The 18445-nt window shown below is 64.9% G+C and carries 14 protein-coding genes, 1 pseudogene and 1 riboswitch; of the genes and pseudogenes, 13 read left to right on the forward strand and 2 right to left on the reverse strand.

The genetic code is table 11. From position 1 onward, the window contains the following. The first annotated feature begins 29 nt into the window (after nucleotides 1-29). Nucleotides 30-2111: a methionine--tRNA ligase gene (gene metG, locus PSV33_RS11340; protein WP_300561751.1), complete on the forward strand. Its 2082-nt coding sequence runs from the start codon at nucleotides 30-32 to the stop codon at nucleotides 2109-2111. 19 nt (nucleotides 2112-2130) lie between these two features. On the opposite strand, the gene PSV33_RS11345 is transcribed toward metG, so the two are convergent. Next, nucleotides 2131-3882: a 7TM diverse intracellular signaling domain-containing protein gene (locus tag PSV33_RS11345; RefSeq protein WP_300561754.1), complete on the reverse strand. Its 1752-nt coding sequence runs from the start codon at nucleotides 3880-3882 to the stop codon at nucleotides 2131-2133. 144 nt (nucleotides 3883-4026) lie between these two features. Between PSV33_RS11345 and PSV33_RS11350 the strand changes: the two genes are divergently transcribed. Then, nucleotides 4027-5697 (forward strand): SulP family inorganic anion transporter, encoded by a 1671-nt coding sequence (locus PSV33_RS11350; RefSeq protein WP_300561755.1) that lies wholly within the window; start codon nucleotides 4027-4029, stop codon nucleotides 5695-5697. 58 nt (nucleotides 5698-5755) lie between these two features. Here the strand turns inward: PSV33_RS11350 and PSV33_RS11355 are convergent, their stop codons facing one another. Beyond that, a complete protein-coding gene (locus tag PSV33_RS11355; protein ID WP_300561758.1) occupies nucleotides 5756-6277 on the reverse strand; it encodes an outer membrane protein assembly factor BamE in 522 nt (173 codons plus the stop codon). 126 nt (nucleotides 6278-6403) lie between these two features. Here PSV33_RS11355 and PSV33_RS11360 point away from each other — a divergent pair, with 126 nt between their 5' ends. The 11 genes and pseudogenes from PSV33_RS11360 to panB all read left to right on the forward strand — a co-directional run. Beyond that, nucleotides 6404-6628, forward strand: coding sequence for a DUF3460 family protein (locus PSV33_RS11360; RefSeq protein ID WP_300561761.1), 225 nt, complete (start codon nucleotides 6404-6406; stop codon nucleotides 6626-6628). A gap of 162 nt (nucleotides 6629-6790) precedes the next feature. Further along, a complete protein-coding gene (locus PSV33_RS11365; RefSeq protein WP_300561791.1) occupies nucleotides 6791-7588 on the forward strand; it encodes a ScpA family protein in 798 nt (265 codons plus the stop codon). A gap of 326 nt (nucleotides 7589-7914) precedes the next feature. Further along, on the forward strand, nucleotides 7915-9588 hold the full coding sequence (locus tag PSV33_RS11370; RefSeq protein ID WP_300561764.1) for a ShlB/FhaC/HecB family hemolysin secretion/activation protein: 1674 nt from the start codon (nucleotides 7915-7917) through the stop codon (nucleotides 9586-9588). A 47-nt stretch (nucleotides 9589-9635) separates the two neighbouring features. After that, complete coding sequence (locus tag PSV33_RS11375; RefSeq protein ID WP_300561767.1) at nucleotides 9636-11882, forward strand: filamentous hemagglutinin N-terminal domain-containing protein; 2247 nt, start codon at nucleotides 9636-9638, stop codon at nucleotides 11880-11882. Nucleotides 11883-12095: 213 nt separating this feature from the next. After that, nucleotides 12096-12770: a hypothetical protein gene (locus PSV33_RS11380; RefSeq protein WP_300561770.1), complete on the forward strand. Its 675-nt coding sequence runs from the start codon at nucleotides 12096-12098 to the stop codon at nucleotides 12768-12770. Between the two features lie 107 nt (nucleotides 12771-12877). Beyond that, nucleotides 12878-12991: riboswitch (TPP riboswitch) on the forward strand. Nucleotides 12992-13085: 94 nt separating this feature from the next. Next, a complete protein-coding gene (gene thiC, locus PSV33_RS11385) occupies nucleotides 13086-14987 on the forward strand; it encodes a phosphomethylpyrimidine synthase ThiC (protein ID WP_300561773.1) in 1902 nt (633 codons plus the stop codon). Between the two features lie 27 nt (nucleotides 14988-15014). Then, nucleotides 15015-16079 carry a glycine oxidase ThiO gene (gene thiO, locus PSV33_RS11390; RefSeq protein WP_300561776.1) on the forward strand — a complete coding sequence of 355 codons (1065 nt, stop codon included), beginning with the start codon at nucleotides 15015-15017 and terminating at the stop codon, nucleotides 16077-16079. Then, on the forward strand, nucleotides 16076-16285 hold the full coding sequence (thiS, locus tag PSV33_RS11395; RefSeq protein WP_300561778.1) for a sulfur carrier protein ThiS: 210 nt from the start codon (nucleotides 16076-16078) through the stop codon (nucleotides 16283-16285). The genes thiO and thiS overlap by 4 nt, the downstream gene beginning before the upstream one ends. Before the next feature lie 7 nt (nucleotides 16286-16292). Further along, entirely contained in the window at nucleotides 16293-17075 is a 783-nt protein-coding gene (locus PSV33_RS11400) for a thiazole synthase (RefSeq protein WP_300561780.1), read from the forward strand. A gap of 8 nt (nucleotides 17076-17083) precedes the next feature. Then, entirely contained in the window at nucleotides 17084-18277 is a 1194-nt protein-coding gene (locus tag PSV33_RS11405) for a thiamine phosphate synthase (protein ID WP_300561782.1), read from the forward strand. A gap of 19 nt (nucleotides 18278-18296) precedes the next feature. After that, nucleotides 18297-18445, forward strand: a pseudogene (panB, locus tag PSV33_RS11410) (3-methyl-2-oxobutanoate hydroxymethyltransferase); the annotation flags it as partial.

Here is an 18445-nt window from a genome sequence, read left to right on the forward strand (position 1 = left end):
TGCCTCTTCAAAGCCACAAAGCCCTCTTTATGTCCCAGCGCCGCCTTTTCGTCACCACCGCCCTGCCCTACGCCAATGGCAATTTCCACATCGGCCACATCATGGAGTACATCCAGGCCGACATCTGGGTGCGCTTCCAGAGGATGCAGGGCCATGCGGTAAATTTTGTCGGCGCTGACGACGCGCATGGCGCACCCATCATGATCGCCGCAGAAAAAGCCGGCAAGACGCCGCAACAATTTGTGGCCGACATCGCCGCGGGACGCAAGCCCTACCTCGACGGATTTCACATCAGCTTTGACAACTGGCATTCCACCGACGCGCCGGAGAACCACCAGTTGGCCCAGCAGATCTACCGGGACCTCAAGAAGGCCGGCCTGATTTCGACAAAAACCATCGAGCAGTTTTTCGACGCCGAAAAGAACATGTTCCTGCCCGACCGCTTCATCAAGGGCCAGTGCCCCAAGTGCGGTGCGAAAGACCAGTACGGTGACAACTGCGAGGTCTGCGGCGCCGTGTACGCGCCGACCGACCTGATCAACCCGTACTCCGCCCTGTCGGGCGCCACGCCGGTGCTCAAAAGCTCCGAGCATTTCTTTTTCCGGCTGTCCGACCCGCGCTGTGTCGAGTTCCTCGAGCAGTGGACGCAGGACGGAAAACTGCAGCCCGAGGTGGCCAACAAGGTCAAGGAGTGGTTCTCGGTGCGTGACAACGCCGACGGCACCCAGAGCGAAGGCCTGGGCGACTGGGACATCTCGCGGGACGCCCCCTACTTCGGCATCGAGATCCCGGATGCCCCGGGCAAGTATTTCTATGTCTGGCTGGATGCGCCTGTGGGTTACCTCGCGTCGCTGAAAAACCTGCTGGACAAGCGGGGCGAGGACTACGCCGCCTACATGGCCGACCCCGCGCTGGAGCAGTACCACTTCATCGGCAAGGACATCGTCACCTTCCATACCCTGTTCTGGCCGGCCATGCTGCATTTCAGCGGCCGCAAGACACCGGACAACGTGTTTGTGCATGGTTTTCTGACCGTCAACAACGGCGAGAAGATGAGCAAGAGCCGTGGCACCGGGCTGGACCCGCTCAAGTACCTGAGCCTGGGCATGAACCCCGAGTGGCTGCGTTATTACCTCGCCGCCAAGCTCAATGCGCGCAATGAAGACATTGACTTCAACGCCGACGATTTCATGGCGCGGGTCAACAGCGACCTGGTGGGCAAATACATCAACATCGCCAGCCGCGCGGCCGGCTTCATTGCCAAACGCTTCGCTGGCCGGCTCGGGGAGATCTCCGCCGACGGCGATGCGCTGCTGTCCGTACTGCGCGACCAGAGCGACACCATCACGCAGCTGTATGAATTCCGTGAATTCGCCAAGGCCCTGCGTGAAGTCATGCTGCTGGCCGACCGCGTCAATGCCTATGTGGACCAGAACAAACCCTGGGAACTGGCCAAAAAAGAAGGCATGGACACCCGCCTGCAGGATGTCTGCACGGTCTGTATCGAGGCGTTCCGCCTGCTGACGATTTACCTCAAGCCGGTGCTGCCGGCGCTGGGCGCGCAGGTCGAGAACTTCCTGAAAACCGCACCGCTCGGCTTTGCCGATGCCGCAGTCCTCCTGGGCAGCGGGCACCTGATCGGTGACTACGCCCATTTGATGCAACGTGTCGACATCAAGCAACTTGACGCACTGTTTGAGCCTCCAGCCCAGGCGGAGCAGGCGCCAACAGCTATTGAATCCATAGCACCCGGCGGCGAGGAGATGGCACCTGTCATCACCATCGACGACTTCAGCAAGATCGACCTGCGGATTGCCAGAATCGTCAATTGCGAAGCCGTCGAAGGTTCAACCAAATTGCTGCGCCTGACGCTGGACGTGGGCGAAGCTACCCTGCGCAACGTCTTCAGCGGCATCGCCAGCGCCTACAAGCCCGAAGACCTGATCGGCAAACACACGGTGATGGTGGCCAACCTGGCGCCGCGCAAGATGAAGTTCGGCATCAGCGAAGGCATGGTGCTGGCCGCCAGTCACGCCAATGAAAAAGCCCAACCCGGCATCTTTGTGCTGGAGCCTCTGCCCGGCGCGCAGCCCGGCATGCGCGTGCGGTAGGGCAAGCGCTCAGCCGCCCTCAGACAACAAATCGCAGGGCCTTGCCCGGACGGGCCGCCATCTCGGTGACCGCCGCATCCAGCGCCTGCAGCAACAGGGCCACCCCCGCCGCCTGAAACGGCGCCGCAGCGATGGCAACCTTGAGCTGCAGCACCGCGCCCGGCGGCAGCAGTTCACTCGGCGCCAGTCCGCGCGCAATCAGGCGCTGCCCCATGTCCGAGATCTGGTCGCGCGTGACACGGCCTTGGAGGATCAGCACAAAATCACCGTCGCGGTGGCGCGCCACGGTGTCGCCCTCCCGGGCCACCTGGGTGATGCAGGCGCCGGCATGGACCAGCGCCATCTGCGCCACCTGCAGGCCGTACTCGTCGCGGATCGCCTGGAGGTTGCCGATGCGCACGCGCAGCACTGCCCCCAACGCGGGTTCGCGCAACTGGGCAATGAGCAAGCGGTGCAGACGCTCCAGCATCACCCGGTGGTTGACCGCGCCGGTCAGCGGATCAATCCGGGCCATGGCCTCGACGCGAGCCCGGTTGTCGCGCCGTTCCTGGGTGCGCAGGTACAGGGCAACCAGCAGCAGCGGAATCTCCAGCGCCACGCCCAGTTGGGCCCCGTATTGCGTCATGAAAGACACCGGCAGCAGCTGCATGTTGCGCAGGACGGGAAACACGGCGCCGGCCAGCACCGCCAGCACGCCGGCCAGCACCCACAGGCCGACGCGCGGCGTGCGCCAGGCGTACCACAGCGCCACACCGAGATAAACCACGAAACTCGCCAGGTAGTAGGGGCCGGAGATCGCAAAAAACGGGTTGCGTCCGACAAACAGGAAACACCCAGCCAGCACGGCGCCCAGGCCTCCCATCGCCAGCATCAGGTGCGTGGCCCAGCGGGCACCGCGCCCGACCACCAGTTCGCGCATGAAAAAGTGGCCCAGCGCCGCGCCTGTCACCGGAAGCACGTTGGACGCCACGTCATTCCACCAGGGGTTGTCGGGCCAGAAATACTCGCCGGCCAGCCCCGTGAGCGAGAGCTGGCCCAGAGCGATCACCAACACATAGGCCGCATAATAAAAATGGATGGAGTCGCGCCAGAAATAGGCGTTGACGGTGCAGATCACGAGCACCAGTGCCACGAACCCGGCATAAACGCCCAGCAGGAAATGCCAGCGCTTGCCCGACTCCTGGAAATCGCGGGCAGGCCACACGGTCCAGCGCACGCTGATGGGATGGCTGTGCTGCACCCGCAGGTAGCTGGGCCGGGCCTCCCCCGGCTGCTGCACCAGCTCGAACGCCGGATGCAGGTAAGGCAAGGGCCACTGCGACACCGGAATCGAATCGCCCGAACGCTCCACACGCCAGCCACCCTCGGCTGCCGGCCGGTACAGGTCCACCCGGTTCATGCCGGGGTGCGGCACCGCCAGCACCAACGCGGTCGGCGCACTGACGGCAGGCAGTGCCAGCTGGTACCACAGGGCAGCAACGCCGCCGGCCGGCATGATGCGGTCGGCGCTGGCCGGCGTGGCCTCGCCACCGGCAAAACGCTGCTGGACCTGCGCCAGCGTCTGCTCACCCGACAGGTCGACCAGGACCAGCGCCTCGCCCTGCTGGCCCAGCCATCCGGAGGCGGGGGCGGCGCCGGACTGCGCCAGCACCGGCGGGCTGGCCACCAGCCAGCAGGCCGCCAGCAACAAGGCAAGACACGCGCGCAGGACCCGGCCAGGACGGTCCGTGACCCGACAGGACAAACACCAACGGCTGGGGGAAAGTGACATGGAGCGTGCGTGCGCGGCTTAAGATGAGCAACCGCAGGTATTTGAATAAGAAAAGACGTCCCGCACTTTAGCAAGGGACTCCCGGCCTGACCATCCCACAGATGGAGGATGAATCCGGCCGGCATGTCACCCTGGAGTCTTCTGATGAACTTGCCCGCCTACCTCGCACCCTTTCGCCCCCGCATCCTGTCGGCGCTGCGCGGCTACACGCGCGAACGTTTCGGCAAGGACCTGGGCGCCGGCCTGACCGTCGGCATTGTGGCCCTGCCGCTGGCCATGGCCTTTGCGATTGCCTCGGGGCTGTCGCCGCAGGCCGGCATCTGGACTGCCATCATTGCCGGCGGGCTGATTGCGCTGCTGGGCGGTTCGGCCGTGCAGATTGGCGGGCCGGCGGGCGCCTTCATCGTGATCGTCTACGGCATCGTCGAGCAATACGGCCTGCCCAACCTCCTGATTTCCACCGCCTGCGCCGGCGTGCTGCTGTTCCTGCTCGGGTTTCTCAAAATGGGCACCCTGGTGCGGTACGTCCCGGTCAGCATCGTGGTCGGTTTCACCAACGGCATTGCGGTGCTGATTGCGCTGTCGCAGCTCAAGGACCTGCTGGGCCTGCAGATTGCCAGAATGCCGGCTGACTTTTTCTCGCAGATCAAGGCGCTGGCGACCCACATGGATTCCTTCAACGCCAGTGCCCTGGGCCTGGGCGCGGCCTGTTTTCTGGGCCTGGTGCTCTGGCCGAAACTGTTTGTGAGCCGCTCCCTGGGCACCAACGGCTTCACCGCCCGCCTGATCAGCCGGATGCAGGCGGTCGAGGGCGTGCAACTGCTGCGTGCGACCCGCGCAGTGTCCCGCGTGCCTGGACCCATCGTGGCGCTGATCACGCTGACGGTGTTTGCCTGGCTGCTGCACCTGCCGGTGGACACCATAGGCACACGTTTTGGCGGCATTCCGCAGGCCCTGCCGGACTTTACTTTGCCGGCTTTTTCATGGGACACCGTGCGCCTGCTGCTGCCGCCCACACTGACCATTGCGATGCTGGGCGCGGTGGAGTCACTGCTGTGCGCGCGTGTCGCCGACCAGCTCTCCGGCCTGCCCAAACACGACCCCAACCAGGAGCTGATGGCGCAGGGCATCGCCAATTTCGTCGTGCCTTTTTTCGGCGGGATGCCGGCCACCGGCACCATGGCCCGCACCGTGACCAACCTGCGCGCGGGCGCCAGCTCGCCGGTGGCCGGCCTGACCCATGCCCTGACGCTGATGCTGGTGGTGCTGGTCGCCGCGCCGCTGGCCATGCATGTGCCGCTGGCCGTGCTGGCCGGCTTTCTGGTGCATGTGGCCTGGAACATGGGCGAGTGGCGCGAGTTTGCGCACCTGCGCCAGTACAGCAGCCACTACCGCCTGCTGATGCTGGGCACCTTTCTGCTGACCGTGGTTTTTGACCTGACGGTGGCCTTGCAGGTCGGCCTGCTGCTGGCCTGCGTGCTGTTTGTACGGCGCATGAGCAGTCTGTTCCAGGTGGTGGAGACGGGACGCACCGACGATTCGGTCAACTTCCAGCTCTACGGCTCGCTGTTTTTCGGCGCCGTCGCCAAGATCGACCCGGTGCTGTCAGTGGTTGAAAGCGCGCCACAGGGCCTGCTGGTGCGTCTCGATGTCCAGTCCTTGCAATCGCTCGACGCCTCCGGGCTGGACGTGCTGGTGCAACTGCACAAGGCCGTCGTGCTGCGCGGCGGCCGGCTGGTGATCTCGGGCCTGAACGCCCAGCCGCGCGCGGTCATGGCGCGTTCGGGGTTTCTGGCGAAGGTTGAAGAGCTATGAAAACAATAGCTGCTTGCGCTTACCCCATAAGGGCTACAGCCATTTTTGATGCCTGACTTCAGCGGCTGGGGCCGCTCGGACCGGTCACCTCGGCGTCCACCGAGGCGGTGCGCACAACGCGCAGGTCCCGGTCAAACACCACGGTGAAAATTCTCGGCGTGACCGGGGGCGACAGGTAACGCCAGTCGTAGTGGGTCTCCTGCTGCAGGGCATAAGGCGTGACCTTCATCGGTTTGCCCAGCATCTTGCGCACCTGCTCCATGGGCATGCCTGGCAGGACCAGCGCGAAGTTCTGCGGCGTGAGGACCTGGCGCAGCGCGCTCATCTTTCCGTCAGCGCCTATGGTGATCATGTAGTTGACCTGGCCTTCGGGCTGGCGGTTGTACTCCAGCGTGCGCGCACCGGGCTGGGCGGCCACACCGGGAAAGGGGTTGCCGGCCAGGTCGGCGGCGCTCCAGATTTTCTCGGGCTCACCGAAGCGGGCGCGCACATCGGCTTCAGTGGACACACCTTCCTCGAGTTCGGCGATGCGCTGCGGGTCGCAACCCACCATCCCCAGCAATACTGACAGCAGTCCCATGAGCGCCCAGGTCCTTGTGTGCGGCCGGCCAACCGCTGCGCGGCCCGCCCTGAAAACGAAAAAAGGCAGGCACATGGTGGTCCCCGGTAAAATCGGCCAATTCACTATTTCAGGCAGTTTAGTCCCATGTCCATTTTCGCCCGCCCCCACTACACCTCGGAAGTAACCCTGTTCATCGAGGAACTCAAGGCGAAAAAACCCACGCTGGAGGCCGAGCAGCGCGCGGGGCGCGCGATCTGGTGGGACAAGAAACTGGACCGTTCCGAGCAGGCGGACTACCAGGATGCGCGCGTGGCCCAACAGCCCTATGTGTATGGCACCAGCGGCCACCCGAACAGCGAACAGGCCTGAAACCAATAGCCAAAAAGGCCTCCAGCCCTTGCTGGATAAGCGCCGGCAGCTATTGTTTTCATAGTTTCTGACGCAACGCCCCCTCCCATGTCCACGATCACCGAACTGCCGCCCTCACCGTCCGAGCCGGGATCGCCCCCCGACGCACTGGCGCTGGCCGGCATGCCCGCGGTGATCGACCAGGTCGCGCTGGCCCGCCTGTATGGCGAGCCGCTGTTCGCGATGCCGCAGGATTTGTACATCCCGCCCGACGCGCTGCAGGTGTTTCTGGAGGCCTTCGAGGGCCCGCTGGACCTGTTGCTGTACCTGATCCGCAAGCAGAACTTCAACATCCTCGACATCCCGATGGCGGCCGTGACGCGCCAGTACCTGGTGTACGTCGACGAAATCCGCGCCACCAACCTGGAGCTCGCCGCCGAGTACCTGCTGATGGCGGCGATGCTGATCGAGATCAAGTCGCGCATGCTGCTGCCGCCGAAAAAGGTCGCCGACGGCCAGGAGCCGGAAGACCCGCGTGCCGAGCTGGTGCGCCGGCTGCTGGAATACGAACAGATCAAGCTGGCCGCCCACAAGCTCAACGAGATTCCCCAGTTTGGCCGCGACTTCCTGCGCGCCCAGGTCTATGTGGAGCAGGCGCTGCAGCCGCGCTTCCCCGATGTCAGCGTGGTCGATCTGCAGGAAGCCTGGCGCGACATTGTCAAACGCGCCAAGCTGGTCCAGCACCATGTGATCTCCCGCGAAGAGCTGTCGGTACGCGAACACATGAGCATCGTGCTGCGCAAACTGCAAGGCCAGAAGTTCGTCGAATTCGAACACCTGTTTGAAACGGCCCGCGGCATGCCGGTGCTGGTGGTCACCTTCATCGCGCTGCTTGAACTCTCCAAGGAAGGCCTGATCGACGTGACCCAGGCCGAGGCCTACGCACCGATCTACGTGCGCCTGGCCTACACGCCGGCCTGATCCGGGGCCTGCGGCTTCCCGCCCCGGCCGGGGACTCCAACGACGACGTGGCATGGCCCCTGGTTGGGGCGGTTCCTCCCTGGCGGTGTTGGCAACATGCCGGCGTCGGGTGTGAACCCATGGTCGCCACGCCAGCCAAATCATCTCGTTTTTGCCTCAGCCCATGCAGTTGACCTAGATCAAATGCCCCCCTTTCGGGCTTACATCTCGGCGCCATCTCCTACACCCGCTTACGAATGTCGCGGTCCAAATGCAACAGAGCGTTGAAATAGGCGCGGAGATGGAAAAGAGGGCCCCCAAGCCCGATCAATAACGAGGAAAACGTCATGCTGCAGAACAAACTACTTCCCCTGGCCTTGCTGGCGCTCAGCCAGGGCGTGCTGGCCCAACAGCCGCCCACGGCCGGCAGCCAGATGCAGCAACTCCCTGCCCCGCCGGCCCCCCAGAAAGCGCCGCCCGAAATCCGCATTGAACGAGGAACCCCGCCCGTCGCCGCCACGGCGGATGAGGCAAAAATCCTGGTCCGCAGCCTGCGCGTCACGGGCGCAAAAGCGTATACCGAAGCCGATCTGATCGCGGTCACCGGTTTCACCCCCGGGACCGAGCTGACGCTTGCCGATCTGCGCGCGATGGCTTCAAAAATCACCACGTACTATGCAAAAAACGGCTATTTCGTGGCCCGCGCCTTCCTGCCCGCGCAGCAAATTGCGGACAACACCGTCACCATCGAGGTCAGCGAAGGCCAATACGGCAAGATCATCCTGCGCAACCAGAGCAGGCTTTCCGACGATCAGGCCTACCGGCTGCTTGGCGGACTGAACAGCGGCGACCCCATCCTCAATGACCCCCTGGAAAGCCGCCTGCTGCTGCTCTCGGACACACCGGGCGTGAATGTCAAGTCGACGCTGGTGCCGGGCGCCACGCCGGGCACGTCCGACCTCATTGTGGACCTCACACCGGGCAAAAGCGTCAGCGGCAGCGTTGACGCCGACAACGCCGGCAACCGTTATACCGGCGAATACCGCGCCGGGGTGACCGTCAACCTCAACAATCCCCTGGGGCTGGGCGACCAGGCGAGTGTGCGCGCCGTCACTTCCGGCTCGGGGCTCAACTACGGTCGTGCGTCTTATCAGGTGCCCTTCGGCAAAACAACCGTGGGCGTCGCTTACAGCCGGCTGGAGTATGAACTGGGCGAGGAGTTCGCTCCCCTGCAGGCCAACGGCACGGCAGAGATTGCCAGCCTCTACGCGATCCGCCCGCTGATCCGTTCGCGCAACAACAACCTGTACGGCCAGCTCGCGTACGAAGCCCGGACTTTCCAGGACAGGATTGACAGCACCGTCCCGAGATCGGTCACCGACCGGAAAGCCGATGTGTTGTTGGCCAGTCTTTATGGCGACCACCGGGACAACCTGGGCGGCGGCGGCATCAGTGCCTATTCGCTGACCTGGTCAATCGGCAACCTCGACATACAAACGCCGTCGGCACTGGCCGCCGATGCGGCAAGCGCCCGCACCAACGGCTCTTACAACAAGCTCGCCTTCACCGCCTCGCGGCTGCAACGCGTGACCAACGTCATCTCGCTGTATGGGTCCCTCAGCGGGCAACTTGCCTCGAAAAACCTCGACTCCTCGGAGAAGATGGACCTGGGCGGCATGAGCGGTGTACGCGCCTATCCCCAGGGTGAAGCCTCTGGCGACGAGGGCTACCTGGTCAACCTCGAAGCCCGGCTGCTGTTGGGCAAGTTATCTGACCGGGTTCCAGGCCAGGTGCACCTGATCGGCTTCATCGATGCCGGCAGCGTCACCATTCACAAAAATCCCTGGACTGCCGGGACCAACCACCGAAACCTGGGCGCTTACGGCGTGGGCGCCAGCTGGGGCGAACCCGGCAATTTCCTGGTGCGGGCGTACTACGCCCGCAAGCTGGGGAACGAGGCGGCGATCTCCGCCCCCGACAAGTCAGGCCGGTTCTGGATTCAGGCCATCAAGTATTTCTGACATCTGACCGCTTCTGCGCCACCACGACAGCACACCAAGGACTCACCATGAACCGCATTCACCAATCCATCTGGAGCGACAGCTCAGGCGCCTTTGTCGCCGTGTCTGAAAACGCCGGCGGCGCAGGCAAGAAAAAATCATCCACCGCAACCGGACGTCCCGGCGCAGTGCGCTTTGCCGTCAAGGCCCTGTCAGCCTGCCTGATGCTCGGCTTGGGCGCCTCTGCCTACGCCTTGCCCACAGGGGGTGTGGTGGCAGCCGGCGGCGCCAGCATCACCAGCGGCGCGTCCACCACGACCATCACACAGTCCACCGCCAACGCGGCCATCAACTGGCAGAGCTTTGGCATTGCCGCCGGCCAGACGGTGCAGTTCATACAGCCCGGCAGCACATCGGTGGCCCTGAACCGGGTTCTGGGCGGCGATCCGTCCAGCATCATGGGCAACCTCTCGGCCAACGGCAGGGTCTTTCTGCTCAATCCGAACGGCGTCCTGTTTGGCAGCGGAGCACAAGTCAACGTTGGTGGCCTGGTGGCATCCACCATGAGCCTGAGCGATGCGAAATTCATGTCCGGCGACTATAGTTTCACCGACGCAGGAAACGGCTCCGTCGTCAACCAGGGCAACATCACCGCCGCCGACGGCGGCTACGTGGCGCTGATGGGCAAATCCGTCAGCAACCAGGGCGTGATTTCAGCGCGGCTGGGTTCGGTGGCGCTTGCCGCCGGCAACGCCGTCACCATGGACGTGGCCGGCGACGGCCTGCTCAATATGTCGGTGGCTCAAGGCGCTGTCAACGCGCTGGTTGAAAACGGCGGGATGATTCGCGCCGATGGCGGCCGCGTGCTGCTGACGGCGCAGGCGGCGGGCGACCTGCTGCACACCGTGGTCAACAACAGCGGCGTGATCCAGGCACAAACCATCGGAAACCGAAACGGCACCATCCTGCTGCTGGGTGACATGCAGACCGGCACCATGAATGTCAGCGGCACGCTCGACGCCAGCGCGCCGAACGGCGGCGGCGGCGGATTTATTGAAACCTCGGCGGCACACGTCAACATCCGCGACGATGTACGCGTCACGACTGCGGCGCCGCAGGGTCTGATGGGCACCTGGCTGATCGACCCGCAGGACTTCATCATCGGCGCAGGCGGCAACATTTCCGGCGTCACACTCTCGGCGCAACTGGTCAACAACAGCGTCTCCATCGTGACGGCACCCGGCCCTGGCAACGGTGATATTTTTGTCAATGACGCGATCACGTGGACGGCAGCCGGCGCCCCGACGACCCTGACCCTCACGGCCGCCAGAGACACCAACATCAATGCCGCAGTCACGGCCACCAACGGCAGCTTTGTGGCCTGCTGCGGACGCGATGTCAACGTCAACGCCGCCATGACCACCACCAACGGCAGCATCCTGCTGAGCGCCGGGCGCAATGTCAATGTGAACGCCGCCGTCACCGCCACGGACGGCAACCTCATGATGTGCGCGGCCAACGACGTCAACATCAGCAACAAGATCACCGTGACCAATGGCACCTTGGACGCGGCCCGCAGCCTGGGCCTGCCCCGTGGCCTGACCCTCAGCGCGGACACGGACGGCACAGGCCCGGGCGTTGCTGGTGGAACCGTGGTGTTCGCCGCGCTGGCCCCCATGGCAGCCGTCACCAATGCCCCCGTGGTTGTCACCTACAACCCCGTCTCGTACACCACGCCGACGGACTATTCGACCAAGTTCACCCTGACTGCGGGTGCGACGCTGACGCAGCGCATGCTGGTCTTTCCCGACGCCACCAGGTACTTCGACGGCACGACCAATGCCGTTCTCACCACATTGAAAGGCGACCCTGCCGGCGTGAGCCTGATTGCCGGTCCCGGCGCAACGGCCACGTTCGACAATGCGACCGCTGGAACCAACAAGTCCGTCACCTTCACCGGCTATACCCTGGGTGGCCCCAACGCCAGCCAGTACGCACTCGCCTCCAGCTGCTGCGCGCCCATCGTCCAGAAGACCACCGGAACCATCCGGCCGGCGATTCTCCCGACGACCGTCAGGGGCGTCACTGTCAACCCGGATGGCAGTATCGATCTGCCGTACGTCGAACTGGCCATGCCCGCACTCGCCACTTTGGCGTCGTATCGGTCGGGCCTGATGCCAACCTACCTGTCCGACGCGGGCGACGTGTTTTTTGTCACCAAGGAAGAAGAAGCGGCAGCACCGACGGTGATCCCGTTCACCCCGCCTCCTCCTTATATCGCGCCACGTTATGCACCCCGGCCTGCCCGTAACTGATCGCCACGAACCCCGCGTATCTCTCGTGAAACAACGGTTTCCGGCATGCCGATGCAGCTGACGAAAGCACACCAACCCTCCGGCCTGAAACGGGCCGGACTCTGCCTGGCCTTGCTGGCGGCTGGCCTTGCGTGTCCTTCGGCTTTTGCCGGCGGCGATGCCGGGCAGCAGCCTGGTGCTTCCGCGAGTGCCGCAAAACCATCAGCCCCCGCAATGGCCAGTTCTTCCGCGCGTGACCCGGCGACCAGTCAACCCAGACGCGCCCAGTTCGGCCGGGAGCGTGCTTCCCCGGAGGCCTCCCGGCTCGCCGACTGGGTCGTCGAGTCCGCTGACAGCCAGGGCATGCCTTTCATGATCGTGGACAAAGTCCAAGCCAGGGTGCTGATGTTTGATGCCGACGGCCGGTTGCAAGGCGCGGCGCCGGCGCTGTTGGGCCTGGCAGTGGGTGACGATTCCGTTCCCGGCATCGGTGAGCGCAAGCTCTCGACCATCCGCCCCGAAGAGCGGACAACACCCGCCGGTCGTTTCGTCGCGTCCCTGGCGCGAGACATCCATGGCCAGGAAATGCTGTGGGTGGACTACGACACGGCGATCTCGCTGCATCGGGTCGTTAAAGGCACACCCAGCGAACAGCGGGCGCAGCGCCTGAACAGCGTGACAGCGGCCGACAACCGTGTTTCCTACGGTTGCATCAATGTTCCGGCGAATTTTTACGACAAAGTGGTGAGTCCGGCATTCACCGGAACCAACGGTGTTGTGTATATCCTGCCGGAAACCCGGTCGGCGCGAGAAGTTTTCGGCTCTTACGACGTCCATCCAGGCGGTGTCCAGATGGCCAGAGAACAAGCCGCGACGCCGACGAGCGGCTCTGCTGCCACCCGGAAGTGATACCGGCGATCGCCGCCGTCGTGCAAGTCGCCCGACGCGGAAACAGGACGCGGATTCCCGGTGAGCCATTGCAGCGTTGCACGCTGCCTGGAACCCTGCACTAGAATGGACCTGCTCCGGGGTGCAGCCCGACCATGGTGGTCGGGTCGCTGAGATGGCCAACCCAAACCCGTGAACTTGAATCGGTTCGTACCGACGTAAGAAGAGCTGACTGCCACCGGTCCCCCGGCCCAGTCAACAACCAACACCACAGCGCTGGTGCTGGCCACACCTTCGGAGCATTTTGTGCCTGCCAGCACGTGAAGGAATGCCCCGATGAACGCTCCCGACAAATTTTCCCAGTTGCTGTCCCTGACACGTGAGCCGTTTCCGGCTTCGCGCAAGATCTACGTGCCGGGACAGATTCACCCGGACCTGCGCGTACCGATGCGCGAAGTCAGCCTGAGCAACGGCGAGTCCGCCACGCTGTACGACACCTCCGGCCCCTACACCGACCCGGGCGCTGACATCGACGTGCGCCGCGGACTCGATGGGCTGCGGGCGCCGTGGATAGCGGCACGCGGCGACACCGAGGTCTACACCGGCCGCACCGCGCAGGCGGTCGATGACGGCAAGCGCCGCCAGGACCGCGATGATCCGCAAGACCCGGAGGCGCAACGCATCGCCGCCCTGCGCGCCCAGGCCGCCGGCCTGCAGCGCACGCCGCGCCGCGCCAAGGCCGGCGCCAACGTCAGCCAGATGCACTATGCGCGCCGCGGCATCATCACGCCCGAGATGGAGTACATCGCGCTGCGGGAAAACACGAAACGCGAATGGATGGCCGAGTACCTGGGCGACGCAGAGCGCGCGGCCCGCGTGCGCGGCAACCCCATGGGCGCACAACTGCCCGCCTTCGTCACGCCCGAGTTCGTGCGCGACGAGGTGGCGCGCGGCCGGGCCATCATCCCGGCCAACATCAACCACCCTGAAGTCGAGCCCATGGTCATCGGCCGCAACTTCCTGGTGAAGATCAACGCCAATATCGGCAACTCGGCGGTGACCTCCAGCATTGATGAAGAAGTCGAGAAACTGGTCTGGGCCATCCGCTGGGGCGCCGACAACGTGATGGACCTGTCGACGGGCAAAAACATCCACACCACCCGCGACTGGATCATCCGCAACTCGCCGGTGCCCATAGGCACGGTGCCAATTTACCAGGCGCTCGAAAAAGTCGGTGGCATCGCCGAAGACCTGAGCTGGGAGATTTACCGCGACACCTTGATCGAGCAGGCCGAGCAGGGCGTCGACTACTTCACCATCCACGCCGGCGTGCGCCTGCCCTTCATCCCGATGACGGCCAACCGCCGCACCGGCATCGTCTCGCGCGGCGGCTCCATCCTGGCCAAGTGGTGCATGTCGCACCACAAGGAAAACTTCCTGTACACCCACTTCGAAGAGATCTGCGAGATCATGAAGGCCTACGACGTGAGTTTTTCGCTGGGCGACGGACTGCGGCCAGGCTCCGGGGCCGACGCCAACGACGAGGCGCAGTTTGCCGAACTGCGCACCTTGGGCGAGCTGACCAAAATCGCCTGGAAGCACGATGTGCAAACCATGATCGAAGGCCCCGGCCATGTGCCCATGCACATGATCCAGGCCAACATGGACGAGCAGCTCAAACATTGCCACGAAGCGCCGTTCTACACCCTGGGCCCGCTGACCATCGACATCGCGCCGGGTTACGACCACATCTCCAGCGCCATCGGCGCGGCCATGATCGGCTGGTTCGGCACGGCCATGCTGTGTTACGTCACGCCCAAGGAACACCTGGGCCTGCCCGACCGCAACGATGTGAAGCAGGGCATCATCGCCTACAAGATCGCTGCACACGCCGCCGACGTGGCCAAGGGGCACCCGGCTTCGCGCGCGCGCGACGAGGCGCTGTCGAAAGCGCGTTTTGAGTTCCGCTGGCACGACCAGTTCAACCTGTCGCTGGACCCGGACACCGCGCGTCAATTCCACGACGAAACCCTGCCCAAGGAAGTCAGCAAGGTCGCGCATTTCTGCTCCATGTGCGGGCCGAAATTCTGTTCGATGAAAATCAGCCACGAAGTGCGCGAGTTTGCGGCGCAGCAAGGTCTTGACGAGGCTGCGGCGCTGACGCAGGGAATGCAGGCAAAATCGGCCGAGTTCCGTGACGGCGGCAGTGAAATTTACATTCCCATCCAGAAACTCTGAAACACGCTGACAAGGGCGGACACATCCATGCACATCGGTATCGCAGGCGCAGGCTTGCTGGGGCGGCTGCTGGCTTTCGAGCTGGCCCGGACCGGCCATTCGGTCGAGGTATTTGACCCGGCACCCGGGCCGCAGGCGCCGGCGGCTGGCAGGTACGCCGCCGGCTGGACGGCCGCCGGCATGCTCAGCCCCACGGCCGAGCTGGAGTCGGCTGATGAACAGGTGTTTGCGCTGGGCCTGCGTTCGCTAGACCTCTGGCCAGCCATCGTCGCTGCGCTGGACCAGCCGGTAGAACTTCACAGGCGCGGCAGCCTGCTGCTGGCGCACCGCGGCGACGAAGGCGCGGCCCGCCGCGTGGTGGACCTGCTGCAGCACAAGGCACCAGCCGCCCACGCACCGCAGCGGCTCGACGCACCGGCCCTGCGCGACCTTGAGGCCGAAGTCCATGGCGTCGCGCACGCCTGGCTGCTGCCGCACGAGGGCCAGATCCATACCGTGCAGGCCATGCAGGCGCTGGCCCATGCCGCCGCTTCGGCTGGGGCGCGTTTTCACTGGAATTCTGCGGTGCAGCGCCTGCAGGCCGGTGAAATCCACCTCGCGCAGGACGTGAAGAAATACGACTGTGTGTTCGATGTGCGCGGCACCGGCGCGCGACCGGAAAACTCCGCCACCGGACAGGACGAAGGGTTCACGCCGGAAGTCCGTGGCGTGCGCGGTGAAATCATCTGGCTGCATGCGCCCGGTGTGGCGCTGCAGCGGCCGGTGCGCCTGCTGCACCCGCGGCACCGCGTCTACCTGGTGCCGCGTGCAGGGGATCACATCGTGGTCGGCGCCAGCGAGATTGAAAGCGAGGACCGTTCACCGATCTCGCTGCGCAGCATGGTCGAACTGCTGGCGGCCGCGCACAGCATCATTCCAGGACTGGCCGAAGCGCGTATTGTTCACACGGAAACAAACCTGCGCCCTGCCCTGCCCGACAATTTGCCCCGCGTCGAACAGAACCCCGGGCTGGTGCGTATCAACGGCCTGTTCCGCCACGGCTGGCTGATCGCGCCGGCGCTGGTTGAGCAAACGCTCAAGGACCTGGCATGACCAACATCACCGTCACCCTCAACGGCGAAGCCCGTGAACTGCCAGCCGGCAGCTCACTCGCCGATGTACTGGCGGCCAGTGGCCAGCCGCCCGCGTCTTTTGCCAGCGCCGTCAACGGCGAGTTTGTGCCGCGTGATGCGCGTGCGAGCACCACACTTTCGGACGGCGACGCCATTTTTACCTTTCAAGCCATCACGGGAGGCTAGACGCACCATGACTTTTTCCATTGCAGGTATCGAGCTCAAGAGCCGCTTTTTCCTGGGCACGGCCAGCTACCCGTCACCGCAGGTGTTGCAGGATGCGATTGCCGCCTCCGGTGCCGAAGTGGTCACCGTCGGGCTCAAGCGCCAGATGGCGGCCGGCGGCGCTGGCACCCAGAACGACTTTTACAGGATGATCCGGAGCAGCGGTGCCCGCCTGCTGCCCAACACCGCCGGCTGCCGCAGCGCGCGCGAAGCGGTCACCCTGTCGCAGATGGCGCGTGAATTGTTCGGCACCCACTGGATCAAGCTCGAAGTCGTCGGCGACGAACACACGCTGCAGCCGGACCCTTTTGAACTGATCACGGCCGCGGCCGAGTTGGCGCGCGACGGCTTTGAAGTGTTTCCCTACTGTACCGATGACCTGGTCAGCTGCCAGCGACTGCTGGACGCGGGCTGCCGCATCCTGATGCCCTGGGGCGCGCCCATCGGCTCAGGCCAGGGACTGGTCAACCCCTACGCGTTGCGCACGCTGCGTGCCCGCCTGCCCGATGTGCCGATGATCGTGGATGCCGGCATCGGCTCACCGGCCGACGCGGTGCAGGCCATGGAACTCGGTTACGACGCCGTGCTGCTCAACTCGGCCGTGGCCCATGCGCGCGACCCGGTGCAGATGGCGCGCGCCTTCAGGCTCGGCATCGAGGCCGGGCGGCTGGCGTACGAAGCCGGGATCATGGCCCAGCAGGACATGGCGGTCGCCTCCACTCCGGTGACTGGCCGGCCTTTTGTTCTATGAGCGCCGTCATGACTCCCGCTGTCTGGACCTTCGCCACCCACGCGAAGGAGATACAACAAGGCATCGAGCACATCAGCGCGCCGCCGGGGCCTGCCCTGCTCTGCCTGAATCGCCATGAAGCTGCCACGCTGATGGGCCTGCCCGCACTGGATCAGCCCTCGGCCGTCATACAGGCCGCAGCCCGTTTGCGCGCTTCCGTTTGCGAGGCGGTGGTGATCACCGGCGACGAAGCCGACTATGCCGACACGCCGCAGGCCAGCGGCTGGCTGGGTCATCCCGCCATGACCGGACACCCCAAGCGCCACACCGATGCGGGCGCGGTGTTCGCCGACGCTGCCGCGCAGGCGCTGATGAAGGGCTTTGTGGCGATCGAAGCCATCGTTTTGGCCTGCATGGCGAGAAACGATGCCCTAAGCCAGCACACCGATGCCGGGCCGCTACAGCCGCGCGCTGACTTTGCGCAACGCAGCGCCAACCTGCCCTTTTTCAGCCTGCCGCAGGCAACACCGGTCAACGGCTTTGCCGCGCTCAGCGACCCGGACCTGGCCCTGTACGCCGTGGTGGACAGCGCCGCCTGGGTGGCCCGCGTCGTGGCCGCCGGCGTGCGCACGGTTCAGTTGCGCATCAAGGACGCGGAAGGTGAGCAGCACCGCGCGATGGTGCGCGAGGAAATTCGCCAAAGCATTCGCGCCGCCACTGCAGCCGGCGCGCAGCTGTTTATCAACGACCACTGGCAGCTTGCCATCGAAGAAGGCGCGTACGGCGTCCACCTGGGGCAGGAAGACCTGCACGTCGCCGACCTCGCAGCGATCGCACGCGCCGGCCTGCGGCTGGGCATCAGCACCCACGCCTACTGGGAAGTCTGCCGCGCCTGGGCGCTGCGGCCCAGCTACATCGCCTGCGGGCCGATTCACCCGACCCAGGCCAAAGCCATGCCCTGGGTACCCCAAGGCAACAACAACCTGGCCTATTGGTGCACGCTGTTGCCCCTGCCTGTCGTCGGCATTGCCGGCATGGACGTGGTGCGGACCGAACAGGCCGTGCGGGCCGGCGCCGCCGGTGTGGCGGTGATCAGTGCCATCACTGCGGCTGCCTCGCCGGAGGCCGCCATCGGGCAGCTGCAGCAGGCCGTGCAACGCGGTCGCAAGCAGCCGCACCTGACGGCACCGCTGCTGCCCCAGCCCACCCTGTTGCCCACCTGACCTTTTGCAAAGGCCCAACATGACCCAAGCCCCTGCCCACGCGCACGCCGGCCCCGCCGCCAGCCCCTATGGCACGTTGCCCGCCGCGCCGCCCCCGGCCGTGCGCAAGCCCCTCAGCCTGCCGCGCCTGCGCGAGATGCATGCCCAAGGCGAAAAAATCACCATGCT

This window comes from Polaromonas sp. (assembly GCF_029945895.1).
Taxonomy (GTDB): Bacteria; Pseudomonadota; Gammaproteobacteria; order Burkholderiales; family Burkholderiaceae_C; genus Polaromonas.

What these genes read in the sequence shown, in the direction of transcription:
- metG (WP_300561751.1), top strand. Translation starts at nt 30, where the DNA reads ATGTCCCAGCGCCGCCTTTTCGTCACCACCGCCCTGCCCTACGCCAAT.
- PSV33_RS11345 (WP_300561754.1), bottom strand. Translation starts at nt 3,882, where the DNA reads ATGTCACTTTCCCCCAGCCGTTGGTGTTTGTCCTGTCGGGTCACGGAC.
- PSV33_RS11350 (WP_300561755.1), top strand. Translation starts at nt 4,027, where the DNA reads ATGAACTTGCCCGCCTACCTCGCACCCTTTCGCCCCCGCATCCTGTCG.
- PSV33_RS11355 (WP_300561758.1), bottom strand. Translation starts at nt 6,277, where the DNA reads ATGGGACTGCTGTCAGTATTGCTGGGGATGGTGGGTTGCGACCCGCAG.
- PSV33_RS11360 (WP_300561761.1), top strand. Translation starts at nt 6,404, where the DNA reads ATGTCCATTTTCGCCCGCCCCCACTACACCTCGGAAGTAACCCTGTTC.
- PSV33_RS11365 (WP_300561791.1), top strand. Translation starts at nt 6,791, where the DNA reads ATGCCCGCGGTGATCGACCAGGTCGCGCTGGCCCGCCTGTATGGCGAG.
- PSV33_RS11370 (WP_300561764.1), top strand. Translation starts at nt 7,915, where the DNA reads ATGCTGCAGAACAAACTACTTCCCCTGGCCTTGCTGGCGCTCAGCCAG.
- PSV33_RS11375 (WP_300561767.1), top strand. Translation starts at nt 9,636, where the DNA reads ATGAACCGCATTCACCAATCCATCTGGAGCGACAGCTCAGGCGCCTTT.
- PSV33_RS11380 (WP_300561770.1), top strand. Translation starts at nt 12,096, where the DNA reads ATGGCCAGTTCTTCCGCGCGTGACCCGGCGACCAGTCAACCCAGACGC.
- thiC (WP_300561773.1), top strand. Translation starts at nt 13,086, where the DNA reads ATGAACGCTCCCGACAAATTTTCCCAGTTGCTGTCCCTGACACGTGAG.
- thiO (WP_300561776.1), top strand. Translation starts at nt 15,015, where the DNA reads ATGCACATCGGTATCGCAGGCGCAGGCTTGCTGGGGCGGCTGCTGGCT.
- thiS (WP_300561778.1), top strand. Translation starts at nt 16,076, where the DNA reads ATGACCAACATCACCGTCACCCTCAACGGCGAAGCCCGTGAACTGCCA.
- PSV33_RS11400 (WP_300561780.1), top strand. Translation starts at nt 16,293, where the DNA reads ATGACTTTTTCCATTGCAGGTATCGAGCTCAAGAGCCGCTTTTTCCTG.
- PSV33_RS11405 (WP_300561782.1), top strand. Translation starts at nt 17,084, where the DNA reads ATGACTCCCGCTGTCTGGACCTTCGCCACCCACGCGAAGGAGATACAA.